This is a genomic window from Mycobacterium colombiense, assembly GCF_001672755.1.
GTDB lineage: Bacteria > Actinomycetota > Actinomycetes > Mycobacteriales > Mycobacteriaceae > Mycobacterium > Mycobacterium colombiense_C.
This window is the reverse complement of the sequence record NZ_LZKI01000072.1, coordinates 56,295-71,229: the sequence shown is the minus strand read 5'-3', so window position 1 is coordinate 71,229 and position 14,935 is coordinate 56,295. Positions and strand designations below refer to the sequence as shown.

General features: G+C 70.5%; 10 protein-coding genes and 2 pseudogenes. 3 read left to right on the top strand and 9 right to left on the bottom strand.

From position 1 onward, the window contains the following. Window positions 1-103, bottom strand: a pseudogene (locus A5708_RS27485) (hypothetical protein); the annotation flags it as partial. A gap of 19 nt (window positions 104-122) precedes the next feature. Here A5708_RS27485 and A5708_RS09670 point away from each other — a divergent pair. Together A5708_RS09670 and A5708_RS09665 are read left to right on the top strand one after the other, a co-directional pair. After that, window positions 123-2,135: pseudogene (locus A5708_RS09670) on the top strand (ATP-binding cassette domain-containing protein); the annotation flags it as partial. Between the two features lie 34 nt (window positions 2,136-2,169). Continuing rightward, window positions 2,170-4,743, top strand: coding sequence for an ATP-binding cassette domain-containing protein (locus A5708_RS09665; protein ID WP_065028401.1), 2,574 nt, complete (start codon window positions 2,170-2,172; stop codon window positions 4,741-4,743). A 19-nt stretch (window positions 4,744-4,762) separates the two neighbouring features. Here A5708_RS09665 and A5708_RS09660 read toward each other — a convergent pair whose 3' ends face one another. The 6 genes from A5708_RS09660 to A5708_RS09635 form a co-directional block, all read right to left on the bottom strand. Further along, on the bottom strand, window positions 4,763-5,314 hold the full coding sequence (locus A5708_RS09660) for a pentapeptide repeat-containing protein (protein ID WP_065028400.1): 552 nt from the start codon (window positions 5,312-5,314) through the stop codon (window positions 4,763-4,765). After that, complete coding sequence (locus A5708_RS09655) at window positions 5,311-5,898, bottom strand: GTP-binding protein (RefSeq protein ID WP_065028399.1); 588 nt, start codon at window positions 5,896-5,898, stop codon at window positions 5,311-5,313. The genes A5708_RS09660 and A5708_RS09655 overlap by 4 nt, the downstream gene beginning before the upstream one ends. Beyond that, window positions 5,879-6,253: a DUF742 domain-containing protein gene (locus tag A5708_RS09650; RefSeq protein WP_065028398.1), complete on the bottom strand. Its 375-nt coding sequence runs from the start codon at window positions 6,251-6,253 to the stop codon at window positions 5,879-5,881. Before A5708_RS09650 ends, A5708_RS09655 begins: the two co-directional genes overlap by 20 nt. Before the next feature lie 6 nt (window positions 6,254-6,259). Beyond that, window positions 6,260-6,667: a serine protease inhibitor gene (locus tag A5708_RS09645; protein ID WP_064952087.1), complete on the bottom strand. Its 408-nt coding sequence runs from the start codon at window positions 6,665-6,667 to the stop codon at window positions 6,260-6,262. Beyond that, the gene (locus A5708_RS09640) at window positions 6,667-9,459 is read right to left on the bottom strand and encodes an ATP-binding protein (RefSeq protein WP_065028411.1); all 2,793 of its coding nucleotides are present in this window, start codon (window positions 9,457-9,459) and stop codon (window positions 6,667-6,669) included. Before A5708_RS09640 ends, A5708_RS09645 begins: the two co-directional genes overlap by 1 nt. Before the next feature lie 255 nt (window positions 9,460-9,714). Next, the gene (locus A5708_RS09635; RefSeq protein ID WP_065028397.1) at window positions 9,715-10,320 is read right to left on the bottom strand and encodes a class I SAM-dependent methyltransferase; all 606 of its coding nucleotides are present in this window, start codon (window positions 10,318-10,320) and stop codon (window positions 9,715-9,717) included. A gap of 18 nt (window positions 10,321-10,338) precedes the next feature. On the opposite strand from A5708_RS09635, the gene A5708_RS09630 reads away from it, so the two are divergent. Then, a complete protein-coding gene (locus A5708_RS09630) occupies window positions 10,339-10,803 on the top strand; it encodes a tRNA (cytidine(34)-2'-O)-methyltransferase (protein ID WP_065028396.1) in 465 nt (154 codons plus the stop codon). Window positions 10,804-10,861: 58 nt separating this feature from the next. Here the strand turns inward: A5708_RS09630 and A5708_RS09625 are convergent, their stop codons facing one another. Together A5708_RS09625 and A5708_RS09620 are read right to left on the bottom strand one after the other, a co-directional pair. After that, the gene (locus tag A5708_RS09625) at window positions 10,862-11,509 is read right to left on the bottom strand and encodes a nitroreductase family protein (protein ID WP_065028395.1); all 648 of its coding nucleotides are present in this window, start codon (window positions 11,507-11,509) and stop codon (window positions 10,862-10,864) included. A 44-nt stretch (window positions 11,510-11,553) separates the two neighbouring features. Then, window positions 11,554-14,835 (bottom strand): error-prone DNA polymerase, encoded by a 3,282-nt coding sequence (locus A5708_RS09620; RefSeq protein ID WP_065028394.1) that lies wholly within the window; start codon window positions 14,833-14,835, stop codon window positions 11,554-11,556. Between the last annotated feature and the right edge of the window lie 100 nt (window positions 14,836-14,935).

The window sequence follows — 14,935 nt, the reverse complement described above, 5'->3', positions numbered from 1 at the left end:
TGTAGATCGTCGGCATGCACTGATTGCAGTGCGTGCACGCCGAATGCAGCTGGTGCCGGGCGCCATCGGCGGCGATCCGGTTGATCAGATCCGTCTCGGCCAGCCCGCACACCCAGATGGCCCCGCCCGTCTCCGCCAAACCACCCGAGGTGGCAAACCTGGCGACGAAGATGTTCCAGGCGCTGCTGCCGTCGCGCTCCGGCGCGATCCAGAAGCCGGCCGGGTCGCAGACCATCGGCCGGGCCACCGACAACGACATCGTCATCCAGGACGTCCTGGCCTCGCGCCACCACGCCTTCTTGATCCAGACGCCGCTGGGCACCGAGATCCGCGACGCGCACAGCGTCAACGGGACGTTCGTCAACGGCGTCCGGGTCGGCTCGGCGGTGCTGACCGAGGGCGACGTGGTCACCATCGGCAACGTCGACCTGGTGTTCACCGGCGACAGCCTGGTCCGGCGCACCGAGGCGGCGACGCGCACCGGCGGGCTCGAGGTCAATTCCGTCTGCTACACCGTCGAGCACGGCAAGCAGCTGCTCGACCACATCTCACTGACCGCCCGGCCCGGGACCCTGACCGCCATCATCGGGGGGTCGGGCGCCGGCAAGACCACCCTGTCGCGGCTGATCGTCGGCTATACCAGCCCGACCTCGGGCAATGTGACCTTCGAGGGCCACAACATCCACACCGAGTACGCGTCCATGCGCAGCAGGATCGGCATGGTCCCGCAGGACGACGTCGTGCACCGCCAGCTGACGGTCAACCAGGCCCTGAACTACGCCGCCGAGCTTCGCCTGCCGCCGGACACCAGCAAAGAGGAACGAGCCCGCGTCGTCGCGCAGGTGCTCGAGGAACTGGACATGACCCAGCACGCCGACACGCGGGTCGACAAGCTCTCCGGCGGCCAGCGCAAGCGCGCCTCGGTCGCCCTCGAGCTGCTCACCCAGCCGTCGCTGCTGCTGCTCGACGAGCCGACGTCGGGTCTGGACCCGGCGCTGGACCGTCAGGTCATGCTGATGCTGCGCCAGCTGGCCGACGCCGGCCGCGTGGTGCTGGTGGTGACCCACTCGGTGTCCTACCTGGACGTGTGCGACCAGATCCTGCTGGTCGCGCCCGGCGGGAAGACCGCGTTCTGCGGGCCGCCCGACCAGGTCGAGTCCGCCATGGGGACCCGCAACTGGGCCGACATCTTCGCCAAGGTGGGCGCCGACCCGGACGAGGCCAACCGCCGCTTCAAGGAGCGCAACCAGCAGTCGTCGCAGCCACCGACCCCGGAGAGTCCGGCGGATCTGGGCGAACCACCGCAAACCAACCTGTGGCGGCAGCTGTCCACGATCGCCCGCCGCCAGGTCCGCCTCGTCGTGTCCGACCGCGGTTACACGATCTTCCTGGCGATCCTGCCGTTCCTCATCGGCGCGTTGTCGCTGACGGTGAAGGGCCCGCACCCGGGCCTGGGTCCGGCCGACCCGATGGGTCCGGCGCCGACGCAGCCGCAGTACATCATGGTGCTGCTGAACATCGGTGCCGTGTTCATGGGCACCGCCCTGACCATCCGCGACCTGATCGGCGAGCGCGCCATCTTCAAGCGAGAACAGGCGGTGGGGCTGTCCACCACCGCCTATCTGCTGGCCAAGATCGCGGTGTTCTGTGTTTTCGCCACCGGCCAGGCGGCGATCGCGACCACGATCGTGCGGCTGGGTAAGGGCGCGCCGACCGCGCATCCCCAGTTCTTCGGCAACTCCACCTTCTCGCTGTTCGTCACCGTCGCGGGCACCTGTGTGGCCTCGGCGATGCTCGGCCTGCTGCTGTCGGCGCTGGCGCAGTCGAACGAGCAGATCATGCCGCTGCTGGTGGTGTCGATCATGTCCCAGCTGGTGTTCTCCAGCGGCATGATCCCGGTGTATCAGCGCTTCGGCCTCGAAGAGATGGCGTGGCTGACGCCCGCCCGGTGGGGCTACGCGGCGGGCGCGTCCTCGATCGACTTCCCGTCGCTGGTGAAGGTCAAGCAGATCCCGACCAACGACCCGATCTGGCAGCACTCCAAGCATATTTTCGTGTTCGACATGTTCATGCTCGCCGCGCTGTCGATCGGCTACACCGGCTTCGTCCGCTGGCATATCCGGCTGAAACGCTAGGCCGGCGCCCCAACCTCGACCCAACCTGGATGTGATGACTCGACCTGCGCAGCCCGTGCTGACGGCTCGATCTGACCGCTCCGAAGGTAGTTTCGCCGCCGGCCGTGACGTGGTCGTGGGCAGCGACCTGCGCGCCGACCTGCGCGTGGCGCACCCGCTGATCGCCCGCGCGCACGTGCTGCTGCGCTTCGATCAGGGGCGGTGGCTGGCCGTCGACAACAACTCACTCAACGGGATCTACCTGGACGGCCAGCGGGTGCCGGTCGTCGACATCCACGACGGCCAGACGATCAACATCGGCAAGCCGGACGGCCCGCGAATCACCTTCGAAGTGGGCCAGCACACGGGCAGCGTCGGCCTGCTGCCGCCGACCACGAAGTCGATCCCCATCATCACCGCGCGGCCCGCCGCGCCGGCGGCGGCCGCCGGCCCGCGTCCGGCGACGGCCCCGTCCCGACCGGTTGCGCAGCCGCCGAGGCCGTCGGCGCGGCCGTCGCGACCCTTCCCGATGCGTGACGTCCAGCGCAGGTCGGCCGCTCCGATCGTGCCGCCGGACGGCGCGACCCGCGCCGCACCGCAGTCCGGGCCGCATCCCACCGCGCTGAACCCGCCCACCCAGGCCGGCCGCGCCGGTGACGCCGGCGAATTCCCGACCACGTGGGTCGGCGTGCCGGGGTCCGACTCCGAGCTCCGGCCGCAGGCCGGCCGCGCCGCCTGGATCGGGCGCGCGCTCAGCAACGACATCGTCGTGCCCGACGTGCTGGCCTCACGCCATCACGCCTTCCTGAACCCGACCCCGGCCGGCGCCGAGATCCGCGACGCGAACAGCAGCAACGGCACCTTCGTCAACGGTGTCAGGGTCGGTTCGGCGGTGCTGTCCGACGGCGACGTGGTGACGATCGGCAACGTCGACCTGGTGTTCCACAACGGGATGCTGGTTCGCCGCCAGGAGGCGGCGAGCCGTGCCGGCGGTCTGGAGGTGCGCGAGGTCAACTTCGGCGTCGACGGCAAGAACCTGCTGGAGCGGATCTCGTTCGTCGCCCGGCCCGGCACGCTGACCGCGCTGATCGGCGGGTCGGGCGCGGGCAAGACCACGCTGTCGCGGCTGATCGCCGGGTACGCCACCCCGTCGTCGGGCTCGGTCACCTTCGAGGGCCACAACATCCACACCGAGTACGCCTCGCTGCGTACCAGGATCGGGATGGTCCCGCAGGACGACGTCGTGCACCGGCAGCTGACGGTCAGCCAGGCGCTCGGCTACGCCGCCGAGCTGCGCCTGCCGCCCGACACCAGCAAGTCCGACCGCGAGCAGGTGGTCGCCCAGGTCCTCGACGAGCTGGGCCTGACCGAGCACGCGAACACCCGGGTCGACAACCTGTCCGGCGGTCAGCGCAAGCGCGCGTCGGTCGCGCTGGAACTGCTGACCGGGCCGTCGCTGCTGATTCTCGACGAGCCGACCTCCGGCCTGGACCCGGCGCTGGACCTACAGGTCATGACCATGCTGCGACAGCTCGCCGACGCCGGCCGCGTCGTGCTGGTGGTCACGCACTCGCTGACCTACCTCGACGTCTGCGACCAGGTGCTGCTGATGGCGCCCGGCGGCAAGACGGCCTACCTGGGTCCGCCCGGCCAGATCGGCGGGGCCATGGGCACCACCAACTGGGCGCACATCTTCGCCAAGGTGGGCGCCAATCCGGACGAGGCCAATCGCCGCTTCCTGGAGCAGAACAAACCGCCGCCGCCCGCGCTGACCGAGGCGCCGGCCGAGCTGGGCGTCCCGGCGCGCACCAGCAAGCGCCGCCAGTTCTCCACGATCGCCCGCCGCCAGGTCCGGCTGGTGGTCTCCGACCGCGCCTACTTCCTGTTCCTGGCGGTGCTGCCGTTCGTGATGGGCGCACTGTCGCTGACCGTGCCCGGCAGCGTCGGTTTCGGCTACGCCGATCCGATGAGCGAGTCGGCCGGCGAGGCCGGAATGATCCTGACCCTGCTCACCATGGCCGCCGCGTTCATGGGCACCGCGCTGACCATTCGCGACCTGATCGGCGAGCGGCCGATCTTCCGGCGCGAACAGGCCGTCGGCCTGTCGAGCACGGCCTACCTGCTGGCCAAGGTGGCGGTGTTCTGCACGTTCGCCGTCATCCAGGCGGCCATCGCCACGGCCATCGTGGTGGTGGGCAAGGGGCCGCCGACGCGGCCGGCGGTGCTGCTCGGTAACGCCACCCTCGAGCTGTTCGCGGGGGTCGCCGCGACGTGTGTCGCTGCGGCGATGCTGGGCCTGTTGCTCTCGGCGCTGGCGCGCTCCAACGAGCAGATCATGCCGCTGCTGGTGGTGTCGCTGATGATGCAGATGGTGCTTTCCGGCGGCATGGTGCCGGTCACCCACCGGATCTTCCTCGACCAGCTGTCCTGGCTGGTGCCCTCGCGGTGGGGCTACGCGGCGCAGGGGGCGACGGTCGATCTGTGGGCGGTGTCGCCCGGCCCGCAGAGCCCGCGGGACAGCCACTTCGAGCACACGCCGACGGCCTGGCTGTTCGACATGGGCATGCTCGCAGTGCTCACCGTCGCCTACGCGGCACTGGTGCGGTGGCGCATCCGGCTCACCCGCTGAACGAGCAGCCGCTGATGGGTCAGCCGTCCAGCCGCAGCCCGTGCGCGAGCGCGAAGGCGACGGCCTGGTCGACGTCGACGCGGGCGCCGGCCAGCGAGGCCGTGGTCCACAGCGCCGGATCCACGGTGCTGCCGCGCAGGTCGGCATCGTCCAGGCGGGCGCCGGCGGTCCGCGCGCCGCGCAGGTCCGCGCCACGCAACACGGCCTTGCGCAGGTCGGCCTCCACCAGGCCGGCTTCCCGCAGCCGGCAGCCGCTCAGATCCACGCCGCGCAGGTCGATGCCGCCGAGCACGGCGAGCGTGAAGTCGACCTCGTCGAACGTGATCGGCCGCAGCCGGCACTGCACGAACACCGAGCCGAGCATGCTGCACTGCGAAAACGTGCTGTGCCACAACGACGTCCGCCGGAACGTGCAGTTACGGAAGGCCGATCCGCGGTGCTGCGACTCGGCGAGGTTGGCGCCGCCGAAATTGCATTCGGTGAACATGACCCGCTCGGTCTGCAGCCGGCTGAGGTCGTCGTCGGTGAAGTCGTGGCCCTCGAACTCCTGGTCGACCCACCGCGTGGTCAATTGGCCGACAGGCTGGCCAGGGCGTATTCGCTGACCGCGATCAGGGCGTCGGTCGCCGACCGGCGATCCCTGGCGTCGATGCTGATCACCGGGATGTGCGGCGGCAGGGTCAGCGCCTCGCGCACCTCGGCGGCCGGATAGCGGGGCGCGCCGTCGAATTCGTTGACCGCGACGAGGAAGGGCAGGTTGCGGTGCTCGAAGAAGTCGACCGCGGCGAAGCTGTCCTGCAGGCGCCGGCAGTCGACCAGCACGACCGCGCCGATCGCGCCGCGCACCAGGTCGTCCCACATGAACCAGAAGCGGCGCTGCCCGGGCGTGCCGAACAGGTAGAGCACCAGGTCTTCGGCCAGGGTGATGCGCCCGAAATCCATTGCCACGGTGGTGGTCCGCTTGTCCGGGGTGGCCTCGAGCGCGTCGACGCCGGTCGAGGCGTCGGTCAGCATCGCCTCGGTGCGCAGCGGCATGATCTCCGACACCGCCCCGACGAAGGTGGTCTTGCCGGCCCCGAATCCGCCGGCGATCACGATCTTGGTCGACGCGTGGGTGCCGGAATCGGGCTGCACGTCAGAGTGCGCGTAAGCCACGCAGTGTCCTTCCTATGAGTTCGTGGCGCTCGTCTCTGGTGGAACGCTCGGACAACGTCTTATGCACTCGAAGGTAGCCGGACAGCACCAGATCCCCGACCAGGACGCGCGCAACGCCGAGCGGAAGGTCCAACCGGGCCGAGATTTCGGCGACCGACGGGCTGTCGACGCACAGCTGGATGATTCTGCCTCGCGCGTCGTTGGGCGGCCACCGGTGCGTCAGGCCGGCCTGCAGGGTCTGAATCGGCGCCTCGAGGGGCAGGTCGACGTTGGTGTCGGTGCGCCCGGACGTCAGGGTGTACGGACGGACCAGGTTCCCCTTACGGTGCGCCGGCCAGTTCTGGGAGGTGTCCATCGCGGCTCACGAGTGCTGCTGCACGGCCGACCGGCGGGTCGACTGCACCACACCACCCACCCGTTCGACGAGGACGGCCATCTCGTAGCCGATCTGACCGATGTCGCACGACGCCACGGCCAGCGTGGCCAGGTGCGAGCCGTCCCCGACCCGCATCAACAACAGGTAGCCGTTCTGCATCTCAACCACCGACTGCAGCACCTGGCCGCCCTCGAACAGCTGCGCGGCGCCGGTGGCGAGGCTGGCCAGTCCGGAGGCCACGGCGGCCAGCTGGTCGGCGCGTTCCCGCGGGAGATGTTCGCTGGCGGCGATGGGCAGCCCGTCGACGGAGACCAGCAGCGCGTGGGCGACGCCGGGGACCTCGCGGGCGAACCTGGTCACCAGCCAGTCGAGGGAGTTGTCGGGGGAGGTCATTATTCGTCGGATCCTTGATCGGTTTCACGGGCGTGCGAGCGTCCACTGCGCACGCCACCGAAATGGTTGCTGAACGAGGCGCGAACAGCCTCGGGGTCCCGGGCCAAGGGGCCGGTGGCCGCGTGCTGCGGCTCCCGGTGCGACGGGGATCGGCCGCTGCGCCCCTGGTCCGGCTCGGCCAGCTCGTCCTGTTCGATGCCGTTGGCGCCGCCGGGCACCAGCCGCGCACCCGGCGTGCGCACCGGCAGGCCGTGGTCGGTGGTGTGGGCCTCGACGGGCTTTTCGTCGGCCGCGGCCGCCAGTGTCCAGCCACGGTCCCAGACCGACTGCCAATCCAGGTCGGGGCTGTTGACCAGGTCGTGCGGGTCGCCGAGCATCTCCGACAGCATCCGCCGGTAGATGACGTCGTCGTCGGCCGGACCCGCCGGAGTCTTCGGGGCCGACGGGATGGACGCCACCGGGGCCGGCTGCTCTTGCCGGTCCTGCGTGCGGCTGTCGGACTCCCGCGAGCGTGCGGAGAAGAACGCCGAGGTGTCCGACGCCGCCCGGGCCGGCTGGGGCGCCGGTTTCGGTTCGGGCGCGGGCGTGGCGGCGGGCGTCGCCTCGGGCGCGTTCTCCCACCAGGGCGTCGCCAGCTCGCGGCGCTGGCGGCGGGGTTGTTGTTCGGCGGCCGGGGCGGGGACCGCGGGAACTTCGGTGATGCCGCTGGAACCCGGGTTGCGGCGCGGCAGCAACGTGACGGACGGGCCGGTGCGCGCCGCCGGCTCGAGCGTGCCGTCGTCCTGCCCGGCTTCCTCGGCAGGGGCGGCGTTCGCGCTGGCAAGCTTGGCGCTCGGCGAGGAGACGGCGCGGATGTGGCGGGGCGCCGCCGACTCGGCGACGGCCCGGCCGGCCAGCACCGTCGGCGGCAGGTAGATCTCGGCGGTGGTGCCCGAGCCCGATTCGTTGGCCGCGGGGCCGCGCAGCCCCACCCGAATGCCGTGCCGGGCCGCGATCCGGCCGACCACGAAAAGTCCCATGTGCCGCGCGTTGTCGGGGGTGACGTCGCCGCCGGCCTGCAGCCGCATATTGGCCATCCGCCGGTCGGTGTCGTTCATCCCCAGACCGGAGTCGGCGATCCGCACCACCACTCCCCCGTCGCGGCCGCGTGACGCGGAGATCTGGGCGGACGTCGTCGGCGGCGAGTAGCGCAGGGCGTTGTCGACCAGCTCGGCGAACAGATGAATGGCGCCGCCCGCGGCCGACCCGATCAGCTCGCACTCCGGCAGCCCGGCGACCTCGACGCGGCGGTAGTCCTCAACCTCGGACACGGCGGCATTGATCACCGTTTCCAGCGGCACCGGGTCGCGCTGGTCGCGGGCGAGCTGCGAGCCGGCCAGCACCAGCAGGTTCGCGCTGTTGCGGCGCAGCCGGGCCGCCAGGTGGTCCAGCCGGAACAGGCTGTCCAGCCGGTCGGGGTTCTCCTCGTTGCGCTCCAGCCGGTCGATGAGCGCCAGCTGCTGGTCGACCAGCGAGCGGCTGCGCCGCGACATGGTCTCGAACATGTCGTTGACCAGCAGCCGCAACCGCGCCTCGTCGCCGGCCAGCAGCAGCGCCTGCGTGTGCAGCTCGTCCACCGCGTGGGCGACCTGGCCGATCTCCTCGGTCGTGTACACCGGCAGCGGGCTCGGAACCGGTTCGGCCCCACCGGCTTTCACCGAGGCGATCTCCTCTACGAGATCGGTGTGGGCGACCTTGAGCGCGCCGTCGCGCAGCATGCGCAGTGGCCGCACCAGGGCGCGCGCCACCAGCAGCACGATGCCCAACGCGATCACGATCGCGGCCAGCACCAGGACGGTGTCCAGGATCGCGGCCGAGCGCCGCTCGGCGGCCTGGGCGTGCACCGACTTGGTCACCGACGCGGTGGCGTTCTTGATGACCTGGTCGGCGATGTCGTCGGTGGTCTGGATGGAACGCAGCAGGTCGGCGTTGTCGACCAGCACGCTGGCCGGGTCGGACATGATCGCCATCCGGCTCACCATCTGCTGCTGCAGCGTCTTGGCCTCCACCGATCCGGCGCCCAGCACCTCGCTCATGCCGAACAGCGTCGACGGTTCGGTGCCCGCCAGGGTGGCCATGGAGGTCCGCAGCTGCGGCTCGGGAAGGTCGGCCCCTCGGGTGACCAGGATCTTCTGCATCGTCATCTGCCCGCGGGCGCCGACCGCCCGGCTCAGGCCCTGCGCCTGCGCGCGGATCTTCTCGTCGTCGACGCGCACCGAGGCGTTGATGACGTCCTCGGCCGTCAGCAGGATGGGCGCGTAGAGCGTCACCCGCTCCCGCAAACCGAGGCCGGCGTCGGCCGCCTTGTTCACCAACATCTGGCCGCCGTCGAGCAGGTTGTTCACACCGGAGCGGACGTCGGCGCTGACGTCGGTGTCGTCCAGCCTGGTCTGCAGTTCGCCCTTGCGCGCCTCGTAGTTCTTCTTGGCCCCCTCGACGTCACGTCCGGTGGAACTGGCCAGCAGCGCGACGTCCAGCGCCGACATGTACTTGGTGATCACCGGCACCACGTCGGCGCGGGTGGCGGCCAGCCGCAGGTTGGCCGCGTTGGCCATGGCGCCGTGGATGCGCAGCACCCCGAAAACCGTCGCCAAAACCAGCGGGACCAGCACGATCGCCAGCACCTTCCAGCGCACCGGCCAGTTGCTCAGTGACCAGGTCGGCGGGCGTTTGGCCGGCGCGGCATCGGCGCCGGGCGTCGGTGCGGGCTCTACGACATCCGCCTCGGCCGGGTTGGTCGGGCGGGTGAACATGGTCACGTCATCGCGGCCGGACGACCGGCCGCTGCGCTGACCCTGAGCGCTGAATGAAACGAGTGGCTCATGAAACTTCCTGCTTTATTTTGCCCGCCCCGCGCCAGACAGGCGTGTGCGTGTCGGTGTGGCAATCCGACGAGTATGACAGCCCGCGGCGCATGCCACCAGAATCGTTACTGAGCAGACAGGTCCCTCCAAGGTTGCGCCGCCCCCGCGCGGTCACCTCTGGCAAACACCATCGAGCGCGAAAGCCTAGGCGGGCCGAAGCAGCGCGACAAGGAAATCGGAGTCCTCGGTGAAGGGCCGCATGTCCCAGGTCGACAGCAGCAGATCTGGCGCGAAGCCCGCGTCGACCGCGTCGTTGAGAAATTCGTCGAACTCGTAATCGCGGCCGGCGCCGAAGCCGATCGCCGCCCGCCCGTCGTCGGCGACGTGGGCCCGCAGCCGGCTCAGCACCTGGATACGGGTGGTCGGGGCCAGAAACGCCATGACGTTGCCGGCGGACACGATGACGTCGAACGGTTCGGCGATGCCGCGCGCCGGCAGGTCCAGCTCGGCCAGGTCGCCGACCAGCCAGCGCGGGCCGGGGTAGTCCTGCTCGGCGGCTTCGATCAGCGCCGGGTCGACGTCCACGCCGACCACCCGGTGGCCCGCCGTGGCCAGATATCCGCCCAGCCGCCCGGGCCCGCACCCGGCGTCGAGAATCCGCGCCCCGCGCGGCGCCATGGCGTCCACGAACCGGGCCTCGCCGGCCAGGTCGTCGCCGGCGCGGGCCATGGCGCGGAAACGCTCGATGTACCACTGCGAATGCCCCGGATCGGCAGCGACCTTCTGCATCCAGTAGCTCTGCTCGACCATGCGACCATTATCGGCGTTGTGTTCAAGCTGATGTTCGTGTCCCCGCGGATCCCGCCCAACACCGGCAACGCCATCCGGACGGTGGCGGCGACGGGCTGCGAATTGCATCTGGTCGAGCCGATGGGATTCGACCTGTCCGAACCCAAGCTGCGCCGGGCCGGGCTGGACTACCACGACCTCGCGTCGGTCACCGTGCACGCCTCGCTGGCGGCCGCCTGGTCGGCGCTGTCACCGCAGCGGGTGTTCGCGTTCACCTCGCACGCGCCCACCTCGTTCGCCGACGTGGACTACCGGGCCGGCGACGTGCTGATGTTCGGCCCCGAACCCACCGGGCTGGACGCGGCCACGCTGGCCGACCCGCACATCACCGCGCAGGTACGCATCCCGATGCTGGCGGGCCGTCGCTCGCTGAACCTGTCCAACGCCGCGGCGATCGCCGTCTACGAAGCCTGGCGCCAGCACGGCTACGCCGGGGCGATGTAGGCCGGCGACGATGCGCGCCGCGATGCGGCGGGCTGAGTAGCGGGACAATTTGATGTAGTCACCAGGTGTCCCAGTGCGTCACCCGGTCGGCGGGCAGCCGCTTGGCCGGGCGGAAGTCGGTGCCCTTGGTGTAGGCGATCGGGAACAGCCCGCCCTGGCTGTACCGGTCATGCGGGATGCCGAGCACCTCGGCGGCCTGCTTGTCGCCGTCGTTGATCAGGTGCAGCGTGGTCCAGCAGGTGCCCAGCCCGCGCGAGCGCAGCGCCAGGCAGAAACTCCACGCCGCGGGGAACAGCGACGCCCAGAACGACGCGCTGAGCCCCAGCGGCGCCTTCTCCACCCGCCCCTCCAGGCAGGGGATCATCAGCACCGGCGCCTCGTGCATGTGCTCGGCGAGGTATATCGCGGAGTCCTTGACCTTGGGCATCCGCTCGCCGCGGGTGTCGCCCTCGGGGTATTCGGCCGACGGCAGGCTCAGGTAGCCGCGGGCGTTGGCCAGGTAGATGTCGGCGATCGCCTTCTTCTTCACGGCGTCCTCGACGAAAATCCATTGCCAGCCTTGCGCGTTGGAGCCGGTGGGCGCCTGCAGCGCCAGTTCGAGGCATTCCATCAGCACGTCGCGGCCCACCGGCTTGTCGAAGTCGAGACGTTTGCGGACCGAGCGGGTGGTGGTGAGCACTTCGTCGACGGACAAGTTGAGGGTCATGTGTGGAGACTACCGAGACGGCCGGCCGGCCTGTCACCGCCGAATCACCGGAAGTCGCGGGACTTCGAGCCGACCGCCAGGGTGATGCGGCCCAGCCGCTCGGCGACGACGGTGATCGCGCCGCTGGCGTTTTGCACCTGCCCGCGCACCAGCAGCGCCGGGGCCGAGTTCGCCAGCTTGCGATGCCGCGCCCACACCCCCGGCACGCAGAGCACGTTGACCATCCCGGTCTCGTCCTCGAGGTTGATGAACGTGACCCCCTGCGCTGTGCCCGGCCGCTGCCGATGGGTGACCGCGCCCGCGATCAACACGCGATCGCCGTCGGGCACCGAGCCCAGCTTCGCGGCGGGCACCACCCCCATCGCGTCCAGGTCGGCCCGCAGGAACTGCGTCGGGTAACTGTCCGGGGAGACGCCGGTGGCCCACACGTCGGCGGCGGCCAGTTCCAGCTCGCTCATCCCGGGCAGCGCCGGAACGTGCGACGACGACCCCACCCCGGGCAGCCGGCCCGGCCGTTGGGTGGCCGCGGCCCCGGCCGCCCACAGCGCCTCGCGCCGGGACATGTCGAAGCAGCCCAGCGCCCCGGCCGTCGCCAGCGCCTCGGTCTGCGGCACCGAGAGCTGCAGCCGGGTCGTCAGGTCAAGCAGAGAAGCGAACGGGCCGTTGGCTTTTCGCTCGTCGACGAGTCGTTCTGCCAGGTCGTCGCCGATGTGGCGGACCGCACCCAGGCCGAGGCGGACCTCGGTGCCGGCGTTCTCCAGCGTGGCGTGCGCCAGGCTGGCGTTGACGTCCGGGCCGTGCACCGTCACGCCGTGCCGGCGCGCATCGGCCACCAGCGACTGCGGCGAGTAGAACCCCATCGGCTGGGCGCGCAGCAACGCCGCGCAGAACGCCGCCGGGTGGTGCAGCTTGAACCACGACGAGTAGAACACCAGCGACGCGAAGCTCAGCGCATGGCTTTCCGGGAAGCCGAAATTGGCGAAGGCTTCCAGCTTTTCGTAGGTGCGGTCGATCACCTCGTCGTCGGCGCCGTGCAGCGCGCGCATGCCCTCGTAAAACCGGCCCTGCAGCCGTCGCATGCGTTCGGTCGAGCGCTTGGACCCCATCGCGCGGCGCAGCTGGTCGGCCTCGGCGGCCGAGAATCCGGCGCAGTCGACCGCGAGCTGCATCAGCTGCTCCTGAAAGAGCGGCACTCCCAACGTCTTTCGCAGCGCCGGTTCCATCGACGGGTGATCGTAGACCACCGGGTCCAACCCGTTGCGCCGCCGGATGTAGGGATGCACCGACCCGCCCTGGATGGGGCCGGGACGAATCAGCGCGACCTCCACCACCAGGTCGTAGAACACCCGCGGCTTCAGCCGCGGCAGGGTGGCCATCTGCGCGCGCGACTCCACCTGGAACACGCCGACCGAATCGGCGCGGGCCAGCATCTCGTACACCGCGGGCTCGGAGAGGTCGAGGCGGGCCAGGTCCACTTCGATCCCCTTGTGCTCGGCCACCAGGTCGATGGCGTAGTGCAGCGCCGAGAGCATCCCCAGCCCCAGCAGGTCGAACTTCACCAAACCGATTGCCGCGCAGTCGTCTTTGTCCCACTGCAGAACGCTGCGGTTCTCCATGCGGGCCCACTCCACCGGGCACACGTCGGCGATCGGGCGGTCGCAGATCACCATGCCGCCGGAATGAATGCCCATGTGCCGCGGCAGGTTCCGGATCTGGTTCGCCAAGTCGACCACCGGTTCGGGGATGCCCTCGACATCGGGCGAGTCCGCCAGCCCGCTCCAGTGGCTGATCTGCTTGCTCCACGCGTCCTGCTGACCCTGCGAGAAGCCCAGGGCGCGGGCCATGTCGCGCACCGCGATCTTTCCCCGGTAGGTAATGACGTTGGCGACCTGGGCGGCGTAGTCGCGGCCGTATTTGTCGTAGACGTACTGGATGACCTTTTCCCGCTGATCGGACTCGATGTCCATGTCGATGTCGGGCGGCCCGTCGCGGGCCGGCGACAGAAAACGCTCGAACAGCAGCTCGTTGGCCACCGGGTCGACGGCGGTGACGCCCAGGGCGTAGCAGACCGCGGAGTTGGCGGCCGATCCCCGGCCCTGGCACAGGATGTTGTTGTCCCGGCAGAACCGGGCGATGTCGTGCACCACCAGGAAGTAACCCGGAAACGTCAGGTGGGCAATGACTTTCAGCTCGTGCTCGATCTGGGCATACGCCCGCGGCGCGTGCTCGGCCGACCCGTAGCGGTCGCGCGCCCCGGCCATGGTCAACTGGCGCAGCCAGCTGTCCTCGGTGTGCCCGGCGGGCACGTCGAACGGCGGCAGCTGCGGCGCGATGAGCGCCAGCCCGAACGCGCACTGCTCGCCCAGCTCGGCGGCCGCGGTCACCACGTCGGGCCGCTGCCCGAACAGCCGGGCCATCTCCTCACCCGAGCGCAGGTGCGAACCGCCCAGCGGAGCCAGCCACCCGGCGGCCGTATCCAGCGACTGCCGCGCCCTGATGGCGCCCATCGCCATGGCCAGCCGGCGCCGCGACGGCCCCGCGAAATGCGCGCCGGTGGTGGCGACGACGCCGACCCCGAAGCGGGGGGCCAGCGCGGCCAGCGTCGCGTTGCGTTCGTCGTCGAGCGGCTGACCGTGATGGGTCAGCTCGATGCTGACCCGATGCGCTCCGAACCGGTCCACCAGATCGGCCAGCGCCCGCTCCGCGGCCGCAGGACCGCCGGTGGAAAGCGCTTGGCGGACATGCCCTTTGCGACAGCCCGTCAGGATGTGCCAGTGCCCGCCGGCGGCCTCGGTCAGCGTATCGGCGTCGTAGCGGGGCTTGCCCTTCTCGCCGCCGGCCAGATGCGCCGCGGCCAGTTGCCGCGACAACCGCCGATACCCCTCCGCGCCGCGGGCCAGCACCAGCAGGTGCGGGCCGGGTGGATCCGGCTGCTCGGTGCGCGCCCCCGGGCCCAGCGACAGCTCGGCGCCGAACACGGTGCGCATGTCGAGCTCGGCCGCCGCCTCGGCGAACCGCACCGCCCCGTACAGGCCGTCGTGGTCGGTGAGCGCCAGGGCGCGCAGGTCCAGCCGGGCCGCCTCCTCGACCAGCTCCTCGGGCGTGCTCGCCCCGTCCAGGAAGCTGAACGCCGAATGCGCATGCAGCTCGGCATAAGCGACCGACGAGCGGGACGCCCGGCCGTCGCCCGGCGGCTGGTACGTCGCGCGCCTGCGCGACAGGGGGCCGTCGGATTCCGGGCCCGCCGACTCCCCGGCATGGCGCGGCTTGCTGTCGAGCACCCGCTCCATTTCCGCCCAGCTCGGCGGCCCGTTAAACCAGCCCACGACCCGAGTATATCGAACGGATGTTCGATTAAACCGTGGCTCAGTACAACCGTTGTTAAACCGATCTTCAACTCTTAAACAAGGTCTTAACGCTGCGGCA

Bases quoted from the DNA above. Each gene is read 5' to 3' on its own strand.
- A5708_RS09635 (WP_065028397.1), bottom strand. From the start codon at position 10,320: ATGGTCGAGCAGAGCTACTGGATGCAGAAGGTCGCTGCCGATCCGGGG.
- A5708_RS09640 (WP_065028411.1), bottom strand. From the start codon at position 9,459: ATGTTCACCCGCCCGACCAACCCGGCCGAGGCGGATGTCGTAGAGCCC.
- A5708_RS09650 (WP_065028398.1), bottom strand. From the start codon at position 6,253: ATGGACACCTCCCAGAACTGGCCGGCGCACCGTAAGGGGAACCTGGTC.
- A5708_RS09665 (WP_065028401.1), top strand. From the start codon at position 2,170: ATGACTCGACCTGCGCAGCCCGTGCTGACGGCTCGATCTGACCGCTCC.
- A5708_RS09625 (WP_065028395.1), bottom strand. From the start codon at position 11,509: ATGACCCTCAACTTGTCCGTCGACGAAGTGCTCACCACCACCCGCTCG.
- A5708_RS09645 (WP_064952087.1), bottom strand. From the start codon at position 6,667: ATGACCTCCCCCGACAACTCCCTCGACTGGCTGGTGACCAGGTTCGCC.